Annotated in this window: 18 protein-coding genes; 15 read left to right on the top strand and 3 right to left on the bottom strand. The window is 71.4% G+C overall.

Features of this window, described 5'->3' with window-relative positions; genetic code table 11:
• Positions 1-56 precede the first annotated feature (56 nt).
• Entirely contained in the window at positions 57-1,922 is a 1,866-nt protein-coding gene (locus ACVW2K_RS00940; RefSeq protein ID WP_028638833.1) for a Na+/H+ antiporter, read from the top strand.
• Here ACVW2K_RS00940 and ACVW2K_RS00935 read toward each other — a convergent pair.
• On the bottom strand, positions 1,919-2,419 hold the full coding sequence (locus ACVW2K_RS00935) for an N-acetyltransferase family protein (protein ID WP_457201195.1): 501 nt from the start codon (positions 2,417-2,419) through the stop codon (positions 1,919-1,921). The genes ACVW2K_RS00940 and ACVW2K_RS00935 overlap by 4 nt on opposite strands.
• A 37-nt stretch (positions 2,420-2,456) precedes the next feature.
• Between ACVW2K_RS00935 and ACVW2K_RS00930 the strand changes: the two genes are divergently transcribed.
• A complete protein-coding gene (locus ACVW2K_RS00930) occupies positions 2,457-3,092 on the top strand; it encodes an MBL fold metallo-hydrolase (RefSeq protein ID WP_457201194.1) in 636 nt (211 codons plus the stop codon).
• Positions 3,093-3,109: 17 nt separating this feature from the next.
• Here the strand turns inward: ACVW2K_RS00930 and ACVW2K_RS00925 are convergent, their stop codons facing one another.
• Positions 3,110-4,327, bottom strand: coding sequence for an isochorismate synthase (locus tag ACVW2K_RS00925; RefSeq protein WP_457204034.1), 1,218 nt, complete (start codon positions 4,325-4,327; stop codon positions 3,110-3,112).
• Between the two features lie 71 nt (positions 4,328-4,398).
• Between ACVW2K_RS00925 and ACVW2K_RS00920 the strand changes: the two genes are divergently transcribed.
• Positions 4,399-5,046 carry a hypothetical protein gene (locus ACVW2K_RS00920; protein ID WP_457201193.1) on the top strand — a complete coding sequence of 216 codons (648 nt, stop codon included), beginning with the start codon at positions 4,399-4,401 and terminating at the stop codon, positions 5,044-5,046.
• Here ACVW2K_RS00920 and ACVW2K_RS00915 read toward each other — a convergent pair.
• Positions 5,034-5,906: a L,D-transpeptidase family protein gene (locus ACVW2K_RS00915; RefSeq protein WP_457201192.1), complete on the bottom strand. Its 873-nt coding sequence runs from the start codon at positions 5,904-5,906 to the stop codon at positions 5,034-5,036. The genes ACVW2K_RS00920 and ACVW2K_RS00915 overlap by 13 nt on opposite strands.
• A gap of 126 nt (positions 5,907-6,032) precedes the next feature.
• On the opposite strand from ACVW2K_RS00915, the gene ACVW2K_RS00910 reads away from it, so the two are divergent.
• The 12 genes from ACVW2K_RS00910 to nuoK all read left to right on the top strand — a co-directional run bounded on the left by ACVW2K_RS00910 (position 6,033) and on the right by nuoK (position 17,407).
• Positions 6,033-6,722: a demethylmenaquinone methyltransferase gene (locus tag ACVW2K_RS00910; RefSeq protein WP_457201191.1), complete on the top strand. Its 690-nt coding sequence runs from the start codon at positions 6,033-6,035 to the stop codon at positions 6,720-6,722.
• Between the two features lie 210 nt (positions 6,723-6,932).
• Positions 6,933-7,292 carry an NADH-quinone oxidoreductase subunit A gene (locus ACVW2K_RS00905; protein WP_028638839.1) on the top strand — a complete coding sequence of 120 codons (360 nt, stop codon included), beginning with the start codon at positions 6,933-6,935 and terminating at the stop codon, positions 7,290-7,292.
• Positions 7,293-7,307: 15 nt separating this feature from the next.
• Positions 7,308-7,862 carry a NuoB/complex I 20 kDa subunit family protein gene (locus ACVW2K_RS00900; RefSeq protein WP_457201190.1) on the top strand — a complete coding sequence of 185 codons (555 nt, stop codon included), beginning with the start codon at positions 7,308-7,310 and terminating at the stop codon, positions 7,860-7,862.
• Positions 7,859-8,587 carry an NADH-quinone oxidoreductase subunit C gene (locus tag ACVW2K_RS00895; protein ID WP_457201189.1) on the top strand — a complete coding sequence of 243 codons (729 nt, stop codon included), beginning with the start codon at positions 7,859-7,861 and terminating at the stop codon, positions 8,585-8,587. The genes ACVW2K_RS00900 and ACVW2K_RS00895 overlap by 4 nt, the downstream gene beginning before the upstream one ends.
• Complete coding sequence (locus ACVW2K_RS00890; RefSeq protein WP_457201188.1) at positions 8,587-9,921, top strand: NADH-quinone oxidoreductase subunit D; 1,335 nt, start codon at positions 8,587-8,589, stop codon at positions 9,919-9,921. The genes ACVW2K_RS00895 and ACVW2K_RS00890 overlap by 1 nt, the downstream gene beginning before the upstream one ends.
• Positions 9,921-10,667, top strand: a complete 747-nt coding sequence (nuoE, locus tag ACVW2K_RS00885; RefSeq protein WP_036571407.1) for an NADH-quinone oxidoreductase subunit NuoE — start codon at positions 9,921-9,923, stop codon at positions 10,665-10,667. Before ACVW2K_RS00890 ends, nuoE begins: the two co-directional genes overlap by 1 nt.
• Complete coding sequence (nuoF, locus tag ACVW2K_RS00880) at positions 10,664-11,974, top strand: NADH-quinone oxidoreductase subunit NuoF (protein WP_457201187.1); 1,311 nt, start codon at positions 10,664-10,666, stop codon at positions 11,972-11,974. The genes nuoE and nuoF overlap by 4 nt, the downstream gene beginning before the upstream one ends.
• Positions 11,975-12,041: 67 nt before the next feature.
• Entirely contained in the window at positions 12,042-14,438 is a 2,397-nt protein-coding gene (locus ACVW2K_RS00875; protein ID WP_457201186.1) for an NADH-quinone oxidoreductase subunit G, read from the top strand.
• Positions 14,439-14,443: 5 nt separating this feature from the next.
• The gene (gene nuoH, locus ACVW2K_RS00870; protein ID WP_051549512.1) at positions 14,444-15,718 is read left to right on the top strand and encodes an NADH-quinone oxidoreductase subunit NuoH; all 1,275 of its coding nucleotides are present in this window, start codon (positions 14,444-14,446) and stop codon (positions 15,716-15,718) included.
• The gene (gene nuoI, locus ACVW2K_RS00865) at positions 15,718-16,287 is read left to right on the top strand and encodes an NADH-quinone oxidoreductase subunit NuoI (RefSeq protein ID WP_028638845.1); all 570 of its coding nucleotides are present in this window, start codon (positions 15,718-15,720) and stop codon (positions 16,285-16,287) included. The genes nuoH and nuoI overlap by 1 nt, the downstream gene beginning before the upstream one ends.
• Positions 16,284-17,111, top strand: a complete 828-nt coding sequence (locus ACVW2K_RS00860; protein ID WP_036571409.1) for an NADH-quinone oxidoreductase subunit J — start codon at positions 16,284-16,286, stop codon at positions 17,109-17,111. Before nuoI ends, ACVW2K_RS00860 begins: the two co-directional genes overlap by 4 nt.
• On the top strand, positions 17,108-17,407 hold the full coding sequence (nuoK, locus tag ACVW2K_RS00855) for an NADH-quinone oxidoreductase subunit NuoK (protein ID WP_028638846.1): 300 nt from the start codon (positions 17,108-17,110) through the stop codon (positions 17,405-17,407). Before ACVW2K_RS00860 ends, nuoK begins: the two co-directional genes overlap by 4 nt.
• Positions 17,408-17,419: the final 12 nt, after the last annotated feature.

Below are 17,419 nucleotides of genomic sequence, written 5' to 3'. Positions count from 1 at the left end.
GACCCAAGACCTGGGCGGCACAGCCCGTCTGACCGCTGATCGGGAAGGATGGGTGCGTGGACGTCGCCCTCTTCCTGGTCGCGCTCGCCGTCGGCGTGCTGGCGGGGGTCGTGGTCGCGCGCTGGCTCGGCGTGCCCGCGCCCCTCCTGCTCGTGGTCGCCGGCGCCGGCGCGTCGTTCCTGCCGTTCGTGCCGCAGGTGCACCTCGAGTCCGAGGTGGTGCTCCTCGGACTGCTCCCGCCGCTGCTCTACTCGGCCGCCGTCAGCTCCTCGCTCGTGGACTTCAACGCCCACCGGCGGGCGATCCTGACCCTGTCGGTGGGTGCGGTGCTCGTCACGACCGCCGGCGTCGGCTGGATCGTGCACATGATGGTGCCGGACGTCTCGTGGGCCATCGCCTTCGCCCTCGGCGCTGTCGTCGCCCCGCCCGACGCCGTCGCCGCGACGGCCATCGGTCGCAACATCGGCCTGCCGCGGCGGATCGTCACGATCCTCGAGGGCGAGTCGCTGTTCAACGACGCCACGGCGCTGGTCTCCCTGCGGACGGCGATCGCGGCCGCCGGGGTCGGCGTCGAGCTGTGGCGGGTCGGCGTCGACTTCCTCGTCGCCTCGGTCGGTGGCGTGCTGCTCGGCATCGCCGTCTTCATGCTCGTCGCCAAGCTGCGGCGGCGGATCACCGACCCGGTGCTCGACGTCGGCCTCTCGTTCGTGATCCCGTTCGCCTGCTTCCTGGCGGCCGAGGAGCTGCACTCCTCGGGAGTGGTGGCCGTCGTGGTCGCCGGCCTGCTGCTCGGCCACAAGGCGCCGATCCTCCAGACGGCGCAGTCGCGGATCGCCGAGCGGATCAACTGGCGCACGATCGCCTTCCTGCTGGAGAACGCGGTGTTCGGCCTGATCGGCCTGCAGGCGCAGTGGATCTTCCAGGACCTCGCGGACAGCTCGCTGTCCGCCGTCCGCATCGTCGCCGTGTGCGCCGCCACGCTCGCGGCGTGCATCGTGCTCCGCCTGGTCTGCGTCCTCGCCTCGCGGTGGACGCTGGTCCGTCCCGGGCCGGATCCGCTGACGGGGCAGCGACAGCCGCTGGGCCAGACCTTCCTGGTCGGCTGGGCAGGCATGCGCGGCGTCGTCACCCTCGCGGCGGCGTTCCTGATCCCGAAGGACACCGAGCACCGCGAGGTGCTGCTCGTCGCCGCCTTCACCGTCGTGGCCGGGACGCTGCTGATCCAGGGCCTGTCGCTGCCGTGGTTCGCGCGCCGGCTGCACGTGCCATCGCCGGATCCCCTCGACGACGCACTCGCCCGCGCGACCCTGCTGCAGCAGGCGTCCAAGGCCGCGCTCGACGAGCTCGAGCAGATCGAGCAGGAGGACCAGGCGGGCGTGTACGACCTGATCCGCCAGCGGCTCGACCAGCGCAACTTCGCCGCCTGGGAGCGGCTGGCCACGACGGCCGACCAGGAGTCGCCGGCCGCCACGTACTACCGGGTCCGCACCCAGCTGATCGACGCCGAACGGCGCCGGATCCTCGACATCCGCAAGTCCGGCACCGTGCCGTCCGAGGTGATCGCCGACGTGCTGGCGAGCCTCGACGTGGAGGAGTCGATGCTCGACAGCGCCGAGCAGGAGCGCGACGACACCGCCCAGTACGCGCGCCGCCGCTGGGCGGTCGGCGAGGCCTGCGCGGACCTCGAGCACTACCCGACCGTGGCCGCAGAGCCCGCCACCTTCTGCCAGGCCTGCATCGACGAGGGCACGTACTGGGTGGCCCTGCGCCGGTGCCTCGAGTGCGGCAACGTCGCCTGCTGCGACTCCTCGCCGCGGCAGCACGCGACCCGGCACTTCCACGACTCGCAGCACCCGGTCATGCAGTCGGGCGAGCCCGTCGAGGACTGGCGGTGGTGCTACGTGCACCACCTGACGGCCTAGCGACCGCGCACCATCCTGATCTCCGACGCGTCCAGCCCGCCATAGTGCTCGCGGGCCCCGTCGGGCTCGAAGCCGTTGCGCCGGTAGAAGCCCTGGGCGCGCGCGTTGGCCTCCAGGACCCACAGCGAGCAGGGCTCGTCCGGGCGTACGGCGTCCCAGAGCAGCTGCCCGAGGCCGGTGCCCCAGTACGCGGCGCGGGTGTAGATCGCGTAGAGCTCCGTGGGCGTGGCCGCGTCCTCGTCACGGGTCGGGCCGACGACCGAGAAGCCGATCAGGTCGCCGCCCGCCTCGGCGAGCACCCGGGGCGGGCCGTCGACCAGGTGCCGGGTCCACGCCGCGACCCAGCGGGCGGTGTCGGCCAGCCGCTCCTCGAGCAGCGCGGCGTCGACGTACGGCCCGTAGGCCTCGCGCCAGCAGGCCGCGTGCATGGTCGCGCCCGCGACCGCATCGGCCGGCACGGCGGTCCTGAGCCTGAGGTCGGACAAGGGATCGGTCACGCGAGCATCGTAGAAAGGGCGGGCTACCGTGAGGCGCATGCGGATCACGAAGTTCGGCCACGCCTGCGTCCGGGTCGAGCACGACGGCACGACCGTGGTCCTCGACCCGGGAGTGTTCACCGATCCGTCGGCCGTCGACGGCGCCGATGCCGTGCTGATCACCCACGAGCACGCCGACCACTACCTGCCCGACCACCTGCTCGCCGCGGGGGCGCCGGTGTTCACGATCGAGGCGGTCGCGGCGAAGATCCGGGAGGAGGCCCCGGCCGTCGCCGAGCGGCTCACGGTCGTGGCCCCCGGCTCGACGTTCGACGTCGGGGTCCCGGTGCGCGCGGTGGGCGAGCTGCACGCCGTGATCCACCCGGAGTTCCCGCGGATCACCAACAGCGGCTACGTCCTGACGCTCGGGGACGCGAAGGTCTACCACCCCGGTGACGCGCTCACCGAGCCCGGCGAGGCGGTCGACGTGCTCCTGGTGCCGTCGTCGGCGCCGTGGCTGAAGGCGTCCGAGGCGGTGGAGTTCGCGCGCGCCGTCAAGGCACCCCGGAACCTCGCCATCCACGACCGCATCTACACCGAGGCCGCACACGGCATCCTCGAGCAGCACATGAACGCGTTCCTGCCGAACGAAGGGCTGGAGTACGTGCGCCGCGCCGACGGCGAGGACCTGTAGGCCGCGCCAGCCGGACACTAGTCCGCGGTGAGCGCGTCCCTGACCGGCACGAACTTCGCCTGTGCCTCGGCCAGCTCGGCCTCGGGGTCGGACGACGCCACGATGCCGCAGCCCGCGAACAGCCGCACGGTCGAGCCGGAGACGCGTGCCGAGCGGAGCGCGATGCCCCACTCACCGTCGCCGGCGGCGTCCATCCAGCCGACCGGCCCGGCGTACCGGTCCCGGTCCATGCCCTCGATCCGGGCGATCAGGTCGGTGGCGACCGCGGTCGGGGTGCCGCCCACGGCGGCGGAAGGATGCAGCGCCGCCGCGAGCTGGAGGGACGAGACGGTGGCCGCGTCGTGCACCACTCCCGCGACGTCGGTCGCGAGGTGCATGACGTTCGGCAGGTGCAGGACGAACGGCGCCTCGGGCACGTTCATCGAGGAGCAGTGCGGCTCGAGCGCGTCGGCGACCGAGCGCACGGCGTACTCGTGCTCCTCGAGGTCCTTGGACGAGCGGGCCAGGGTGGCGGCGAGCGCCAGGTCGCGCTCGTCGTCCCCGGTACGCCGGATGGTGCCGGCCAGCACCCGCGAGGTGACCAGGCCGCGCTCGCGGCGCACCAGCATCTCGGGCGTCGCGCCGAACATGCCGTCGACGTGGAACGTCCAGCACATCGGGTAGACCTCGGCCAGCCGTCCCAGCGGCCAGCGAACGTCGATCGGCTCGTCGGCGGTGGCGACCAGGTCCCGGGCCAGGACGACCTTCTCGAGGTCTCCGCGCCCGATCCGCGCGACGGCGTCGGCGACCACCGACATCCACTGCTCGCCGTTGAGGGCTCCGTCGGCGAAGCTCACGCCCGACGGCGCCGCCGGCGGCTCGGTCGCCACGAGCTCCGGCGCCGGCTCGTCCACGGTGGTCAGCCAGGCGACGTCGCCCCGGCGGCCGACGACCACGCGGGGCACGACCAGCACCGAGTCGCCCGGCTCGTCTGCGAACGCGAACGTCCCGAACGACACCAGCCCGGACCCGGGCTCGTTGACGTCGTCGCGCACGACGGCACGGGCGGTCAGCTCGCTCCACCACTTGCCGGCGTCCGCGAACCGGGTGTCCCCGTGCGTGCGCACCTCGGCGGCCACGCCCCAGCCCACGAGGCCGTCGCCACGCCGCAACCAGGTCACCGGACGGTCGGCCGGGACCAGGTCGAGGAGTCGCGTGGCCTCCTCGAGGTCGAGGCGGACGGTGCGGACGGTCATCGTCACGCAGCCGAGAGTACTCACGGACCCGGCCTCGGACCCCGTCGGGCGTGCGGGTAGCGTCGCAGGACGTGAGCGCCAGCACTTCGAACAGCCGCACGTCCACCTGGGTCGGCATCGCCGTCGGCCTCGTCCTCCTCGGCCTGGTGGCGGCGTTCGCGATCGGCCTGCCCAAGGCGTCCGGTGCGGACGAGCCCGAGGCCGCGCCCGCGATCGACATCGTGCTGCCCGCGACGCTCCCGGGCGGCTACGCCGCCGCCGACGACCCCGACTCCTTCGCCGACGGCCAGCTCGCCCAGCAGGCCGACCAGATCGCGCAGCAGCAGGCGGCCAGCACCAAGTACGGCAACGAGGTCCTGCCCGCCGTGCTCGGGACCCCTGCCGCGACGCGCAGCTACGTCGTCGACGGCACCAAGGCCGTGTTCATCCAGGTCTTCCAGGCCCGGGGTGGCGCCTTCGCGCCGACCGTGCTCACCGATCCGGCGACGACCAACGGCGCCGGCGGCACCACGATGGACAACGTCGGGGACGGCGTCTGCATCCTCACCTACGGCCAGAGCCAGGACGGTTCGACGGGGGACCCGTCCGCCGTGCAGTGCCAGGTCTCCCACGGCGAGCTCACCGCCCAGATCCAGTCGTCGACGGTGCCGGCCGAGGATCTGGTCAAGGTCGCCGACGCGCTGCTCGACGACCTGCAGGACACCGGTCAGGACCAGTAGACGACCACGGCGTCGCCGACGCGCACCTGGCCGAAGAGCTTCGCCAGCCCGTCGTAGTCGCGCACGTTGACGCAGCCGTGCGACGCCCCGGCGTACCCGACGGTGGCGAAGTCCGACGAGTAGTGGACCGCCTGGCCCCCGGAGAAGAACATCGAGAGCGGCATCGACGAGCCGTACAGGTGCGACACGTGGTCGGCGTCCTTGAGGTACACGTGGAAGACGCCCTCGCGCGTCGGCGTCGTGGACGCACCGAACCGCACGTCGAGCGTCTGCAGCACCGTGCCGTCGACGACCCAGCGCAGGGTGCTGCTGGTCTTGTCGACGCACAGCACCCGGCCGGTGCGGCAGCGCGGGTCCAGTGCGCCGGGCTGGTTCGCTCGGTTGTGCAGCTCCGCCACGGTCGGCTCCGAGGTCATCGCGAGCAGCCGGTCGAGAGTGCGCCGGTCGACGTCGCCGGTGACGGGGATCTGCCGCTTGCCCTGGAACCCGCGCACGGCTTCGGTCGTCACGTCGCCGTACACGCCGGTGACGTCGGCGGCGAACCAGTAGATCTGCTTCAGCCGGGCCTGGAGCTCGCGGACCCGGGGGCCCTCGTCGCCGGGACCGAGCAGCGGTACGCCGGCCGTGGCGCTCGGCCGCGGCGTCTCGACGCTGACCGGCGCGGTGGTCGGGGCGGCAGTCGGCGGTGGCGTGCGGGTCGGCGTGCGGGTCGGCGTGGGTGCCTGCGTGGGGGCCTCGACGGCGCCCGTGCCGGCGGCGGTCGGGCTCGCCGCCGGGCCGTCGTCGGTGGTGTAGCCCGCCAGGAAGGCACCCGCGACCAGCACGGCCGCGACGGCGAGGACGGACAGCAGACGACGCATGAGCTCTCCCGGGGAAGTGAAGTGAGCCGGACACGAGGGTGACGCCTGGAGCGCCCGATCGGTTGCACGTCGACCGGCGAGCCCCGCCGCCGTGACCAACCTGTGACCGGAAGTAGTCTTCGCCGCGTGGTCCGCGCAGAGCTCGACAAGCAGCCGTCCGACGTCCGCACCATGTTCGACGCGGTCGCCCGCCGGTACGACGTCACCAACGACGTGCTGTCGCTCGGCCAGGACCGCCAGTGGCGCCGTGCGGTGCTCGCTGCCGTCGATCCCCGGCCGGGCGAGCGGATCCTCGACCTCGCGGCGGGCACCGGGACGTCGAGCCAGCCGTTCGCCGAGCGCGGCGCGCGCGTCGTCCCGTGCGACTTCTCGCTCGGCATGCTCCAGGTCGGCAAGGCCGCGCGGCCGCAGCTGCCCTTCACCGCCGGCGACGGGACCCGGCTGCCGTTCGCGGACGACACCTTCGACGCGGTGACGATCTCGTTCGGCCTGCGCAACATCGTCGACCCCCGCGCCGGGCTGGCGGAGATGCGCCGCGTCACGCGCCCCGGTGGCCGGCTCGTGGTGTGCGAGTTCAGCCACCCCACCTGGGCGCCGTTCCGCACGGTCTACCTCGAGTACCTGATGCGCGCGCTGCCGCCGATCGCCCGCGCGGTCTCGTCCTCCCCGGACGCCTACGTGTACCTGGCGGAGTCCATCCGGGCCTGGCCCGACCAGCGCGGCCTCGCGGCGCTGATCGCGGAGGCCGGCTGGCACGCACCGCAGTGGCGGAACCTCTCCGGGGGGATCGTCGCCCTGCACCGCGCCACCGGCTGAGAATTAGGGCACGATCCTGTTCCGTAATTCCGCAGGTCAGGCTGGTTCTCGGGTCGGTCGCGGGGCGTCGCGGGGAGTTGCCGACCCCCGGGTGCGAGGGCGTTTCCCGAGTGGTTAGATGTGTCTCAGCCCACTTCGTGATTCAGTTCACAAAGTCACAAGGCGGCTCTGCGAAACGGCTCGGCAGCGAGTCCGGAAGAGAGGCGAGACATGGAGCTCTACACGCCGGTCCTGGCCCTGGCGGCCCTGGCCGCGGCGTTCGCGGTGTTCTCCGTGATCATGAGCACCGCCGTCGGCCCGCGGCGCTACAACCGGGCCCGTCTGGACTCCTACGAGTGCGGGATCGAGCCGACCCCGCAGCCGGTCGGCGGTGGCCGGTTCCCGGTGAAGTACTACATCACCGCGATGCTGTTCATCGTCTTCGACATCGAGACCATCTTCCTGTACCCGTGGGCGGTCTACTTCGACTCGCTCAAGATGTTCGGGCTCGCCGAGATGGTCGTGTTCATCGCCACCGTGTTCATCGCGTACGCCTACGTGTGGCGACGCGGCGGCCTGGAATGGGATTGAGAAGCGAGGACTGACGTGGGTATCGAGGAGAAGCTCCCCAGCGGCGTCCTGCTGACGACCGTCGAGGGCGTCGCCGGCTACATGCGCAAGGCGTCCTTCTGGCCGGCCACGTTCGGCCTCGCGTGCTGCGCCATCGAGATGATGACGACCGGCGGTCCGAAGTACGACCTGGCCCGGTTCGGCATGGAGGTGTTCCGTGCCAGCCCGCGCCAGGCCGACCTGATGATCGTCGCCGGCCGGGTCAGCCAGAAGATGGCGCCGGTGCTGCGCCAGATCTACGACCAGATGCCGAACCCCAAGTGGGTGCTGGCGATGGGCGTCTGCGCGAGCAGCGGCGGCATGTTCAACAACTACGCCGTCGTCCAGGGAGTCGACCACGTCGTGCCCGTCGACATGTACCTCCCCGGCTGCCCGCCGCGCCCGGAGATGCTCATCGACGCGATCCTCAAGCTGCACGACCAGGTCCAGCACGCGAAGCTCGGCAGCAACCGCGCGAACGAGATCGTCGAGCTCGAGTCCGCGGCGCTCACCGCGCTCCCGACGTCGCAGATGAAGGGACAGCTGCGATGACGGAGCGCGACCACACGGACCGGACGCCGGAGAACGTCCCGGCTCCCGCCGGCGAGGTGCACCAGGTCGGCGTCCGGCACGGCATGTTCGGCACCCACGGCACCGGCGACACCAGCGGGTACGGCGGCCTGGTCCAGGCGATCGCCTTCCCCGGTGACGCCCAGCGCCCGTACGGCGGCTGGTACGACGAGGTGGCGGACGCCCTCGAGTCCGGGCTGGTCGAGAGCCGGGCGGGCGACGCCGCCGTCGAGATCGCCGTACCCCGGGTCGTCATCCACCGCGGCGAGATCACGTTCCACGTGCGCCGGGAGGACCTGGTGGCCGTGGCGCAGGTGCTCCGCGACGACGAGCGGCTGCGCTTCGAGTTCTGCTCGGGCGTCAGCGGGGTGCACTACCCCGAGGACACCGGGCGCGAGCTGCACGCCGTGTACCACCTGCTCTCGATGACCCACAACCGGCGGATCCGCCTCGAGGTGACCGCGCCCGACGCCGACCCGCACATCCCGTCGATCGTCTCGGTGTACCCCACCAACGACTGGCACGAGCGCGAGACCTTCGACATGTTCGGCATCGTGTTCGATGGCCACCCGGCCCTCACGCGCATCCTGATGCCGGACGACTGGCCCGGCCATCCGCAGCGCAAGGACTACCCGCTGGGCGGCATCCCCGTCGAGTACAAGGGCGCCACCGTCCCGCCGCCCGACCAGCGCAGGAGCTACAACTGATGAGCCAGGACATGTACGCCGGAGCCAGCGAGACCACCGAGGGCAGGGTCTTCACCGTCAGCGGCCAGGACTGGGACTCCATCGTCGACGGCCTCGGCGGGGAGGCGGACGAGCGGGTCGTCGTCAACATGGGCCCGCAGCACCCGTCGACCCACGGCGTGCTCAGGCTGATCCTCGAGCTCGAGGGCGAGACCGTGACCGAGGCCCGCTGCGGCATCGGCTACCTGCACACCGGCATCGAGAAGAACATGGAGTTCCGCTCCTGGACGCAGGGGGTCACGTTCTGCACCCGGATGGACTACCTCTCGCCGTTCTACAACGAGATGACCTACGTGCTCGGCGTCGAGCGACTCCTCGACATCGAGGACGACGTGCCCGAGAAGGCCCAGGTCATGCGGGTCCTGCTCATGGAGCTGAACCGGATCTCCTCGCACCTGGTCTGCATCGCGACCGGCGGCATGGAGATCGGCGCGCTCACCGTCATGACCGTCGGCTTCCGCGAGCGGGAGCTGGTGCTGGACCTGTTCGAGCTGATCACCGGCCTGCGGATGAACCACGCGTTCATCCGGCCGGGCGGGGTCGCGCAGGACCTGCCGCCGGGTGCGCTCGACGAGATCCGCGGCTTCATCGCCCTGATGCGCAAGCGTCTCAAGGAGTACGCCGACCTCTGCAACGCGAACCCGATCTTCAAGGCCAGGCTGGAGGGCGTCGGCCACCTCGACCTCGCCGGCTGCCTCGCGCTCGGGCTGTCCGGTCCGGTGCTGCGCAGCACCGGCTACCCGTGGGACCTCCGCAAGACCCAGCCGTACTCGGGCTACGAGACCTACGACTTCGACGTGCAGACCTGGGACACCGCCGACTCCTACGGCCGGTTCCGGGTCCGTCTCAACGAGATGTGGGAGTCCCTGCGCATCGTCGAGCAGGCCGCCGACCGGCTGGCGAGGCTGGACGGCGCGCCGGTCATGGTCGCGGACAAGAAGATCGCCTGGCCGAGCCAGCTCGCGATCGGCAGCGACGGCATGGGCAACTCCCTCGACCACATCCGGCACATCATGGGTGAGTCGATGGAGGCCCTGATCCACCACTTCAAGCTGGTCACCGAGGGCTTCCGGGTCCCGCCCGGCCAGGCCTACGTGCCGATCGAGTCGCCGCGCGGCGAGCTCGGTGCGCACGTCGTCTCCGACGGCGGCACGCGCCCGTTCCGGGCGCACTTCCGCGACCCGTCGTTCACGAACCTCCAGGCCACGAGCGTGATGAGCGAGGGCGGCATGGTCGCCGACGTCATCGTCGCGATCGCGTCCATCGACCCGGTGATGGGAGGCGTCGACCGCTGATGCTCGACGACAAGACGTACGGCGAGCTGCGCGAGATCGCGGCCCGCTACCCGGAGCCGCGCTCGGGGCTGCTGCCGATGCTGCACCTCGTGCAGTCGGTCGAGGGCCGGGTGACCCCCGAGGGCATCGAGGCCTGCGCCGAGATCCTGGACATCTCGGCCGCCGACGTCAGCGGCGTCGCGACGTTCTACACGATGTACAAGCGCCGCCCGGTGGGCGACTACCACGTCGGCGTCTGCACCAACACGCTGTGCGCGGTGATGGGCGGCGACCTGATCTTCGAGCGGCTCAAGGGCCACCTGGACGTCGGCAACGACGAGACCACCGAGGACGGCAAGATCACCCTCGAGCACGTCGAGTGCAACGCGGCCTGCGACTACGCGCCGGTGATGATGGTCAACTGGGAGTTCATGGACAACATGACCCCGGAGTCCGCGGTCCAGCTCGTCGACGACCTCCGCGCCGGGGCCGAGGTCACCTCGACCCGCGGTCCGCGGGTCGTCACCTGGCGGGAGGCCGAGCGCGTGCTCGCGGGCTTCCCCGACGACCTCGCCGACGCCGGCCCGGCCGCCGGCCCGGCGTCCCTGGTCGGCCTCGGCATCGCCCGCGACCGCGGCTGGAGCGCCCCGCACCCGGAGAGCGACGCCGGCGACAGCAGCACCGCCGGCTCGAAGACCGAGGCGGTCGAGCAGGCCGATACGTCGCGTGCCGAAACGGAGACCAAGCAGGAGGAGGGCAAGGAATGACGGACACCCTCACCCCCGTCCTCACGGACAACTGGGGCGACGACCGCGCGTGGACGCTCGCGGCGTACGCAGCACGCGGCGGCTACCGGGCGCTCGACAAGGCGTTCGCGATGGCGCCCGACGCCGTGATCGAGGAGGTCAAGGAGTCCGGCCTGCGCGGCCGCGGCGGCGCCGGCTTCCCGACCGGCATGAAGTGGGGCTTCATCCCGCAGGACAACCCGAAGCCGAAGTACCTCGTCGTCAACGCCGACGAGTCCGAGCCGGGCACCTGCAAGGACATCCCGCTGATGATGGCCAGCCCGCACACGCTCGTCGAGGGCGTCATCATCAGCAGTTACGCGATCCGCGCCAACAAGGCGTTCATCTACATCCGCGGTGAGGTCCTGCACGTGGTCCGCCGGGTGCAGCGCGCCGTGGAGGAGGCCTACGCGGCCGGCCACCTCGGCACGGACATCCACGGCTCCGGGTTCGACCTCGACGTCGTCGTGCACGCCGGAGCCGGCGCCTACATCTGCGGTGAGGAGACGGCTCTCCTGGAGGGCCTCGAGGGACGCCGCGGGCAGCCGCGGCTGCGTCCCCCGTTCCCGGCGGTCGCCGGCCTGTACGCCAGCCCGACGGTCATCAACAACGTCGAGTCGATCGCCTCGGTGCCGAGCATCATCGAGCACGGCCACGGCTGGTTCGGCTCGATGGGCACCGAGAAGTCCAAGGGCTTCGGCATCTTCTCGCTGTCCGGGCACGTGCAGCGGCCGGGGCAGTACGAAGCGCCGCTCGGCATCACGCTGCGCACGCTCATCGACCTCGCGGGCGGCGTCCGCGAGGGCCACGAGCTGAAGTTCTGGACGCCCGGCGGGTCCAGCACGCCGCTGCTCACCGCCGAGCACCTCGACGTACCCCTCGACTTCGAGGGCGTCGGCGCCGCGGGCTCGATGCTCGGCACCCGTGCGCTGCAGATCTTCGACGACACCACGTGCGTGGTGCGCGCGACGCTGCGGTGGACGGAGTTCTACAAGCACGAGTCCTGCGGCAAGTGCACGCCCTGCCGCGAGGGCACCTGGTGGCTCGTGCAGACCCTCTCCGCGCTGGAGAAGGGCCAGGGCAGCGAGGCCGACCTCGACCTCCTGCTCGACCAGTGCGACAACATCCTCGGTCGCTCGTTCTGCGCGCTCGCCGACGGTGCGGTCAGCCCGATCCAGAGCTCGATCCAGTACTTCCGCGACGAGTACCTCGCGCACCTGAGCAACGGCGGGTGCCCGTTCGACCCGGCCGCTGCCACCCTCTTCGCGCCCGAGGGAGCACACGCATGAGCACCCCACGAAGTTCTTCGCTTCCCCCGCTTCGCTCCTCCATCGAACAACTTCGCGAGGACCCCGCATGACGACCACCCCGGAGAAGACCGACCTGGTCAGCGTGACCATCGACGGCATCCAGGTCAGCGTCCCCAAGGACACGCTCGTGATCCGCGCCGCCGAGCAGGTCGGCGTGCAGGTGCCGCGGTTCTGCGACCACCCGCTGCTCGCGCCGGTCGGCGCCTGCCGCCAGTGCCTGGTCGACGTCCCCGATGCCGGCAACGGCCGCGGCTTCCCGAAGCCGCAGGCCTCCTGCACGCTGCCGGTCGCCGAGGGCATGGTCGTGAACACCCAGGCCACCAGCGAGGTCGCCGACAAGGCCCAGCAGGGGATCATGGAGTTCCTGCTGATCAACCACCCGCTGGACTGCCCGGTCTGCGACAAGGGCGGCGAGTGCCCGCTGCAGAACCAGGCGATGTCCAACGGCCGCGGCGAGTCCCGCTTCCACGGCCTGAAGCGGACCTACCCGAAGCCGATCAACATCTCCGCCCAGGTGCTGCTCGACCGCGAGCGCTGCGTGCTCTGCGCGCGCTGCACCAGGTTCTCCGAGCAGATCGCCGGCGACCCCTTCATCGCCCTCATCGAGCGCGGTGCCCTGCAGCAGGTCGGCATCTACGAGCGCGAGCCGTTCGACTCGTACTTCTCCGGCAACACCATCCAGATCTGCCCGGTGGGTGCGCTGACCAGCGCCGACTACCGCTTCCGCTCCCGCCCGTTCGACCTCGTCTCCACTCCGAGCGTCGCCGAGCACGACGCCTGCGGTGCCGCGATCCGCGTCGACCACCGCCGGGGGAAGGTGATGCGCCGCCTGGCCGGCAACGACCCCGAGGTCAACGAGGAGTGGATCACCGACAAGGACCGGTTCGCGTTCCACTACGCGACCGAGGCCGACCGGCTGGCCTACCCGCAGGTCCGCGACGAGGACGGCTCCCTGCGACCGGCGTCGTGGCCGGAGGCCTTCGCCGTCGCGGCCCGCGGGCTGCAGGCGGCGGGTCCGTCGGCCGTGCTCACCGGCGGCCGGGTCACCGCCGAGGACGCCTACGCGTACAGCAAGTTCGCGCGCGTCGCGCTCGGCACCAACGACATCGACTTCCGGGCGCGCCCGCACTCGGCCGAGGAGGCGGCGTTCCTCGCGAGCGAGGTCGTCCTCCGCAGCACCGTCACGTACGCCGACCTGGAGTCGGCCTCGACGGTGCTGCTCGCGGGCCTCGAGCCCGAGGACGAGGCGGCCACGATCTTCCTGCGCCTGCGCAAGGCGTCGAGCCCCGGCCGCCCCGGTGGCGGGACCCGGGTGGTCTCGATCGCGCCGTACGCCTCCCGTGGCCTGGCCAAGATGCACGGCCACCTGGTCCGCACCGCGCCCGGTGCCGAGGCCGCGGCTCTCGACGCGATGGTCGAGCACGCCGAGCACGGCATCGACAAGCGGTCCGTGATCCTGGTCGGCGAGCGGTTGGCGACCGTCCCCGGCGCCCTGACCGCCGCGGCCGGCCTGTCCGCCAGGACCGGCGCCCGGCTGGCCTGGGTGCCCCGCCGCGCCGGCGACCGCGGGGCCGTCGAGACCGGCTGCCTCCCGAACCTGCTCCCCGGCGGGCGTCCCGTCACCGACCCGGCCGCCCGCGTCGACGCGGCGACCGCGTGGGGCGTCGACCGGCTGCCGGAGGCACCCGGCCGGGACGCCGACGCCATCGTCGCGGCGCTCGCCTCGGGTGAGCTCCGCGGCCTGGTCGTCGGCGGCGTCGACCCCGACGACACCAGCGACCCGGCCGCCACGCGCGCGGCGATCGAGGCGGCGTCGTTCGTCGTCGCCCTCGAGCTCCGCGAGACCGAGGTGACCCGGGCCGCCGACGTGGTCTTCCCCGTCGCGCCGGTCGTGGACAAGGCCGGCATGTTCGTCACCTGGGAGGGCCGCCCGCGGACCTTCGAGGCCGTGTTCTCCAGCCCGACCTCGCTGCCCGACCTGCGCATCCTGGCCGGCATCGCCGAGGAGCTCGACACGCCGCTGGGCTTCCGGACGGTCGCCGAGGCCCGTGCGCAGATGGAGGACATGGGGCCGTGGGACGGCGAGCGCGCCGGTCTCGACGGGTCGCCTCGTTCCTCGGCCGCGACTCGGCCAGCGACCGGGGACTTCGCCCTGGCGACCTGGAAGCTGCTGGTCGACAACGGTTCCATGCAGGACGGCGACAAGGCCTACCGCGCCACCGGCCGGGCTCCGGTCGCGCGGCTCAGCCGGGCGGCGTACGACGCGCACGGCCCGACGGTCACCCTCACCGGTGACCGCGGCTCGGTCACGCTGCCGGCCGAGGTGGCCGACCTCGACGACGACGTCGTGTGGGTCCCGGCCAACTCGTTCGGCAACGGCGTGCTGGCCGACCTGGCCTCGCCCGGCAGCCGCGTGACCGTCACGAAGGGAGCTGACCAGTGATCGTCATGGCCGACGACCTGTCGATGTTCGGGCAGGACGCGTGGTGGGTGATCGGGCTCAAGGCCGTGTTCATCTTCCTGATCCTGGTGCTGCTGACGCTCTTCAACATCTGGTGGGAGCGCCGCGTCGTGGCCCGGATGCAGCACCGCATCGGCCCGAACGTGCACGGCCCGTTCGGACTGCTGCAGTCGCTGGCCGACGGCGTGAAGCTGGCGCTGAAGGAGGACATCGTCCCGAAGGCCGCGGACAAGGTGGTCTTCGTCCTGGCGCCGGTGATCTCCGCGACGGCCGCGTTCGTGACGTTCGCGGTGATCCCGTTCGGCCCGGTGGTGAACTTCTTCGGCCAGGAGACGCCGCTCCAGCTGACCGACATGCCGGTGGCGGTGCTGTTCGTGCTGGCGATCGCCTCGGTCGGCATCTACGGCATCGTCCTCGGCGGCTGGTCCAGTGGCTCGACGTACTCCCTGCTCGGCGGCCTGCGCTCGAGCGCCCAGATGATCTCCTACGAGGTCGCGATGGGCCTCGCGCTGGTGGCGGTCTTCCTGTACGCCGGCTCGATGTCGACCTCCGAGATCGTGGCGGCCCAGGACGACCTGTGGTTCGGCCTGATCCTGGTGCCGTCGTTCGTGATCTACATGATCGCCATGGTCGGCGAGACCAACCGGGCGCCGTTCGACCTCCCGGAGGCCGAGGGCGAGCTGGTCGGCGGCTTCCACACCGAGTACAGCTCGCTGAAGTTCGCCCTGTTCTTCCTTGCCGAGTACATCAACATGGCGACGGTCTCCGCGCTCGCGACGACGCTGTTCCTCGGCGGCTGGCACGCGCCGTTCTGGATCGACCACGCGTGGGCGGGCGCCAACGAGGGCTACTGGCCGCTGTTGTGGTTCTTCGGCAAGATCATGTTCTTCATCTTCCTGTTCATCTGGCTCCGCGGCTCGCTGCCGCGGCTCCGGTACGACCAGTTCATGGCGTTCGGCTGGAAGCGGCTGATCCCGATCGCGCTGGTCTGGATCGTCGCGGTGGCGACCATCCGGGCGATCTCGCTCGACGGCGGTCTCGACCGGCGCTACCTGATGATCGGCATCGGCATCCTCGCGGTGTTCTTCCTGGTCCTGTTCTTCATCGGCGACCGGGCCGAGGCCGAGGACACCACTGAGCCGGCAGCGGCCACCCCGGGTGGGTTCCCGGTCCCGCCGATGCCGACCGGCGGCCCGGTCCGCGGCGCTGCGCAGCCGCTCACGTTCCGCACGAGCTCCACCGTCACGGGAGGCGACGCCTGATGGCCGACGAATCGTCCAAGAGCCTCAAGGAGCAGTTCTGGGATCCGGTCGCCGGCTTCGGCGTCACGTTCCGGACCATGTTCAAGAAGGTCGTCACCGAGCAGTACCCGTTCGAGAAGACGCCGACCGCGCCACGCTTCCACGGCCGGCACCAGCTCAACCGCTGGCCCGACGGCCTCGAGAAGTGCATCGGCTGCGAGCTGTGCGCGTGGGCCTGCCCGGCGGACGCGATCTACGTGGAGGGCGCCTCGAACACCGACGACCCCGACGGTCGGTTCAGCCCTGGTGAGCGGTACGGCCGCGTCTACCAGATCAACTACCTGCGCTGCATCCTGTGCGGCCTGTGCATCGAGGCCTGCCCCACCCGCGCGCTGACGATGACCAACGAGTACGAGCTCGCCGACGACAACCGCGCGGACCTCATCTACGAGAAGCAGGACCTCCTCGCCCCGCTGCTGCCAGGGATGGAGCAGCCGCCGCACCCGATGCGGCTCGGTGACGACGAGGGCGCGTACTACCGCGGCGAGTTCGCGGCGCCGGCGCCGACCGGACGGGAGGCGGGCAAGTGATCGCCTTCTGGATCCTCGCGCCGATCATGACGATCGCGGCGCTGGGCATCCTGTTCGTCCGCAAGGCCGTGCACGCGGCCCTGCTGCTGGCCGTGGTGATGATCAGCCTCGCGATCCTGTACGCCGCGCTCGACGCGCCGTTCCTGTTCGCGGTGCAGATCATCGTCTACACCGGCGCGATCCTGATGCTGTTCCTGTTCGTGCTGATGCTGGTCGGCGTCGACGCCTCGGACTCGGTGGTGGAGACGATCCGCGGCCAGCGGGTGGCGGCGATGATCGGCGGCCTGCTGCTCGGGCTGGTGCTCGTGATCGGTCTCGGCCAGATCTCGCTGGGCACTGCGGTCGGCCTCGACGAGGCGAACGACGCCGGCAACATCCAGGCGCTCGCGAACATCCTGTTCTCCCACTACGTCTTCGGCTTCGAGGTGACCAGCGCCCTGCTGATCACGGCGGCGGTCGGGGCGATGGTGCTCGCCCACCGCGAGCGCTTGACGCCCAAGTCGACGCAGACCAGCCTGGCGGCGCAGCGCGTCCGCGACTACGCCGAGAAGGGCACCCACCTCGGCCCGCTGCCGACTCCGGGCGTCTACGCCCGCCACAACGCGGTCGACACCCCGGCGCTGCTCCCGGACGGCACCCCGTCCGAGGCGTCGATCTCCCGGGTGCTCGTCGCCCGGGGCACGGTGCGGTCCGCGCCGGCGCTGGCCGACGACATCACCGTCATCGAGGGCCAGATCGGCGGCGCCCCCCACGCCGGCCGCCAGAGCGAGGCACCCGCGACGACGACCGAGACCACGCCCGCGACCGGAGGTGACCACCAGTGAACATCACGGCGTACGTCGTCCTCTCCGGGATCCTGTTCACGATCGGCTGCGTGGGCGTGCTGACGCGGCGCAACGCGATCGTCGTATTCATGTGCATCGAGCTGATGCTCAACGCCACGAACCTCGCACTCGTCGCCTTCGCCAAGCAGCACGGCAACCTCGACGGCCAGATCGCCGCCTTCTTCGTGATGGTGGTGGCCGCGGCCGAGGTCGTCGTCGGGCTCGCGATCATCATGACCATCTTCCGCACCCGTCGCTCGGCCTCCGTCGACGACGCCAGCCTCCTGAAGTACTGAGAGGTACGCCCA

This window comes from Nocardioides sp. HB32 (assembly GCF_054058995.1).
This window is presented reverse-complemented; position numbering and strand designations above follow the sequence as displayed.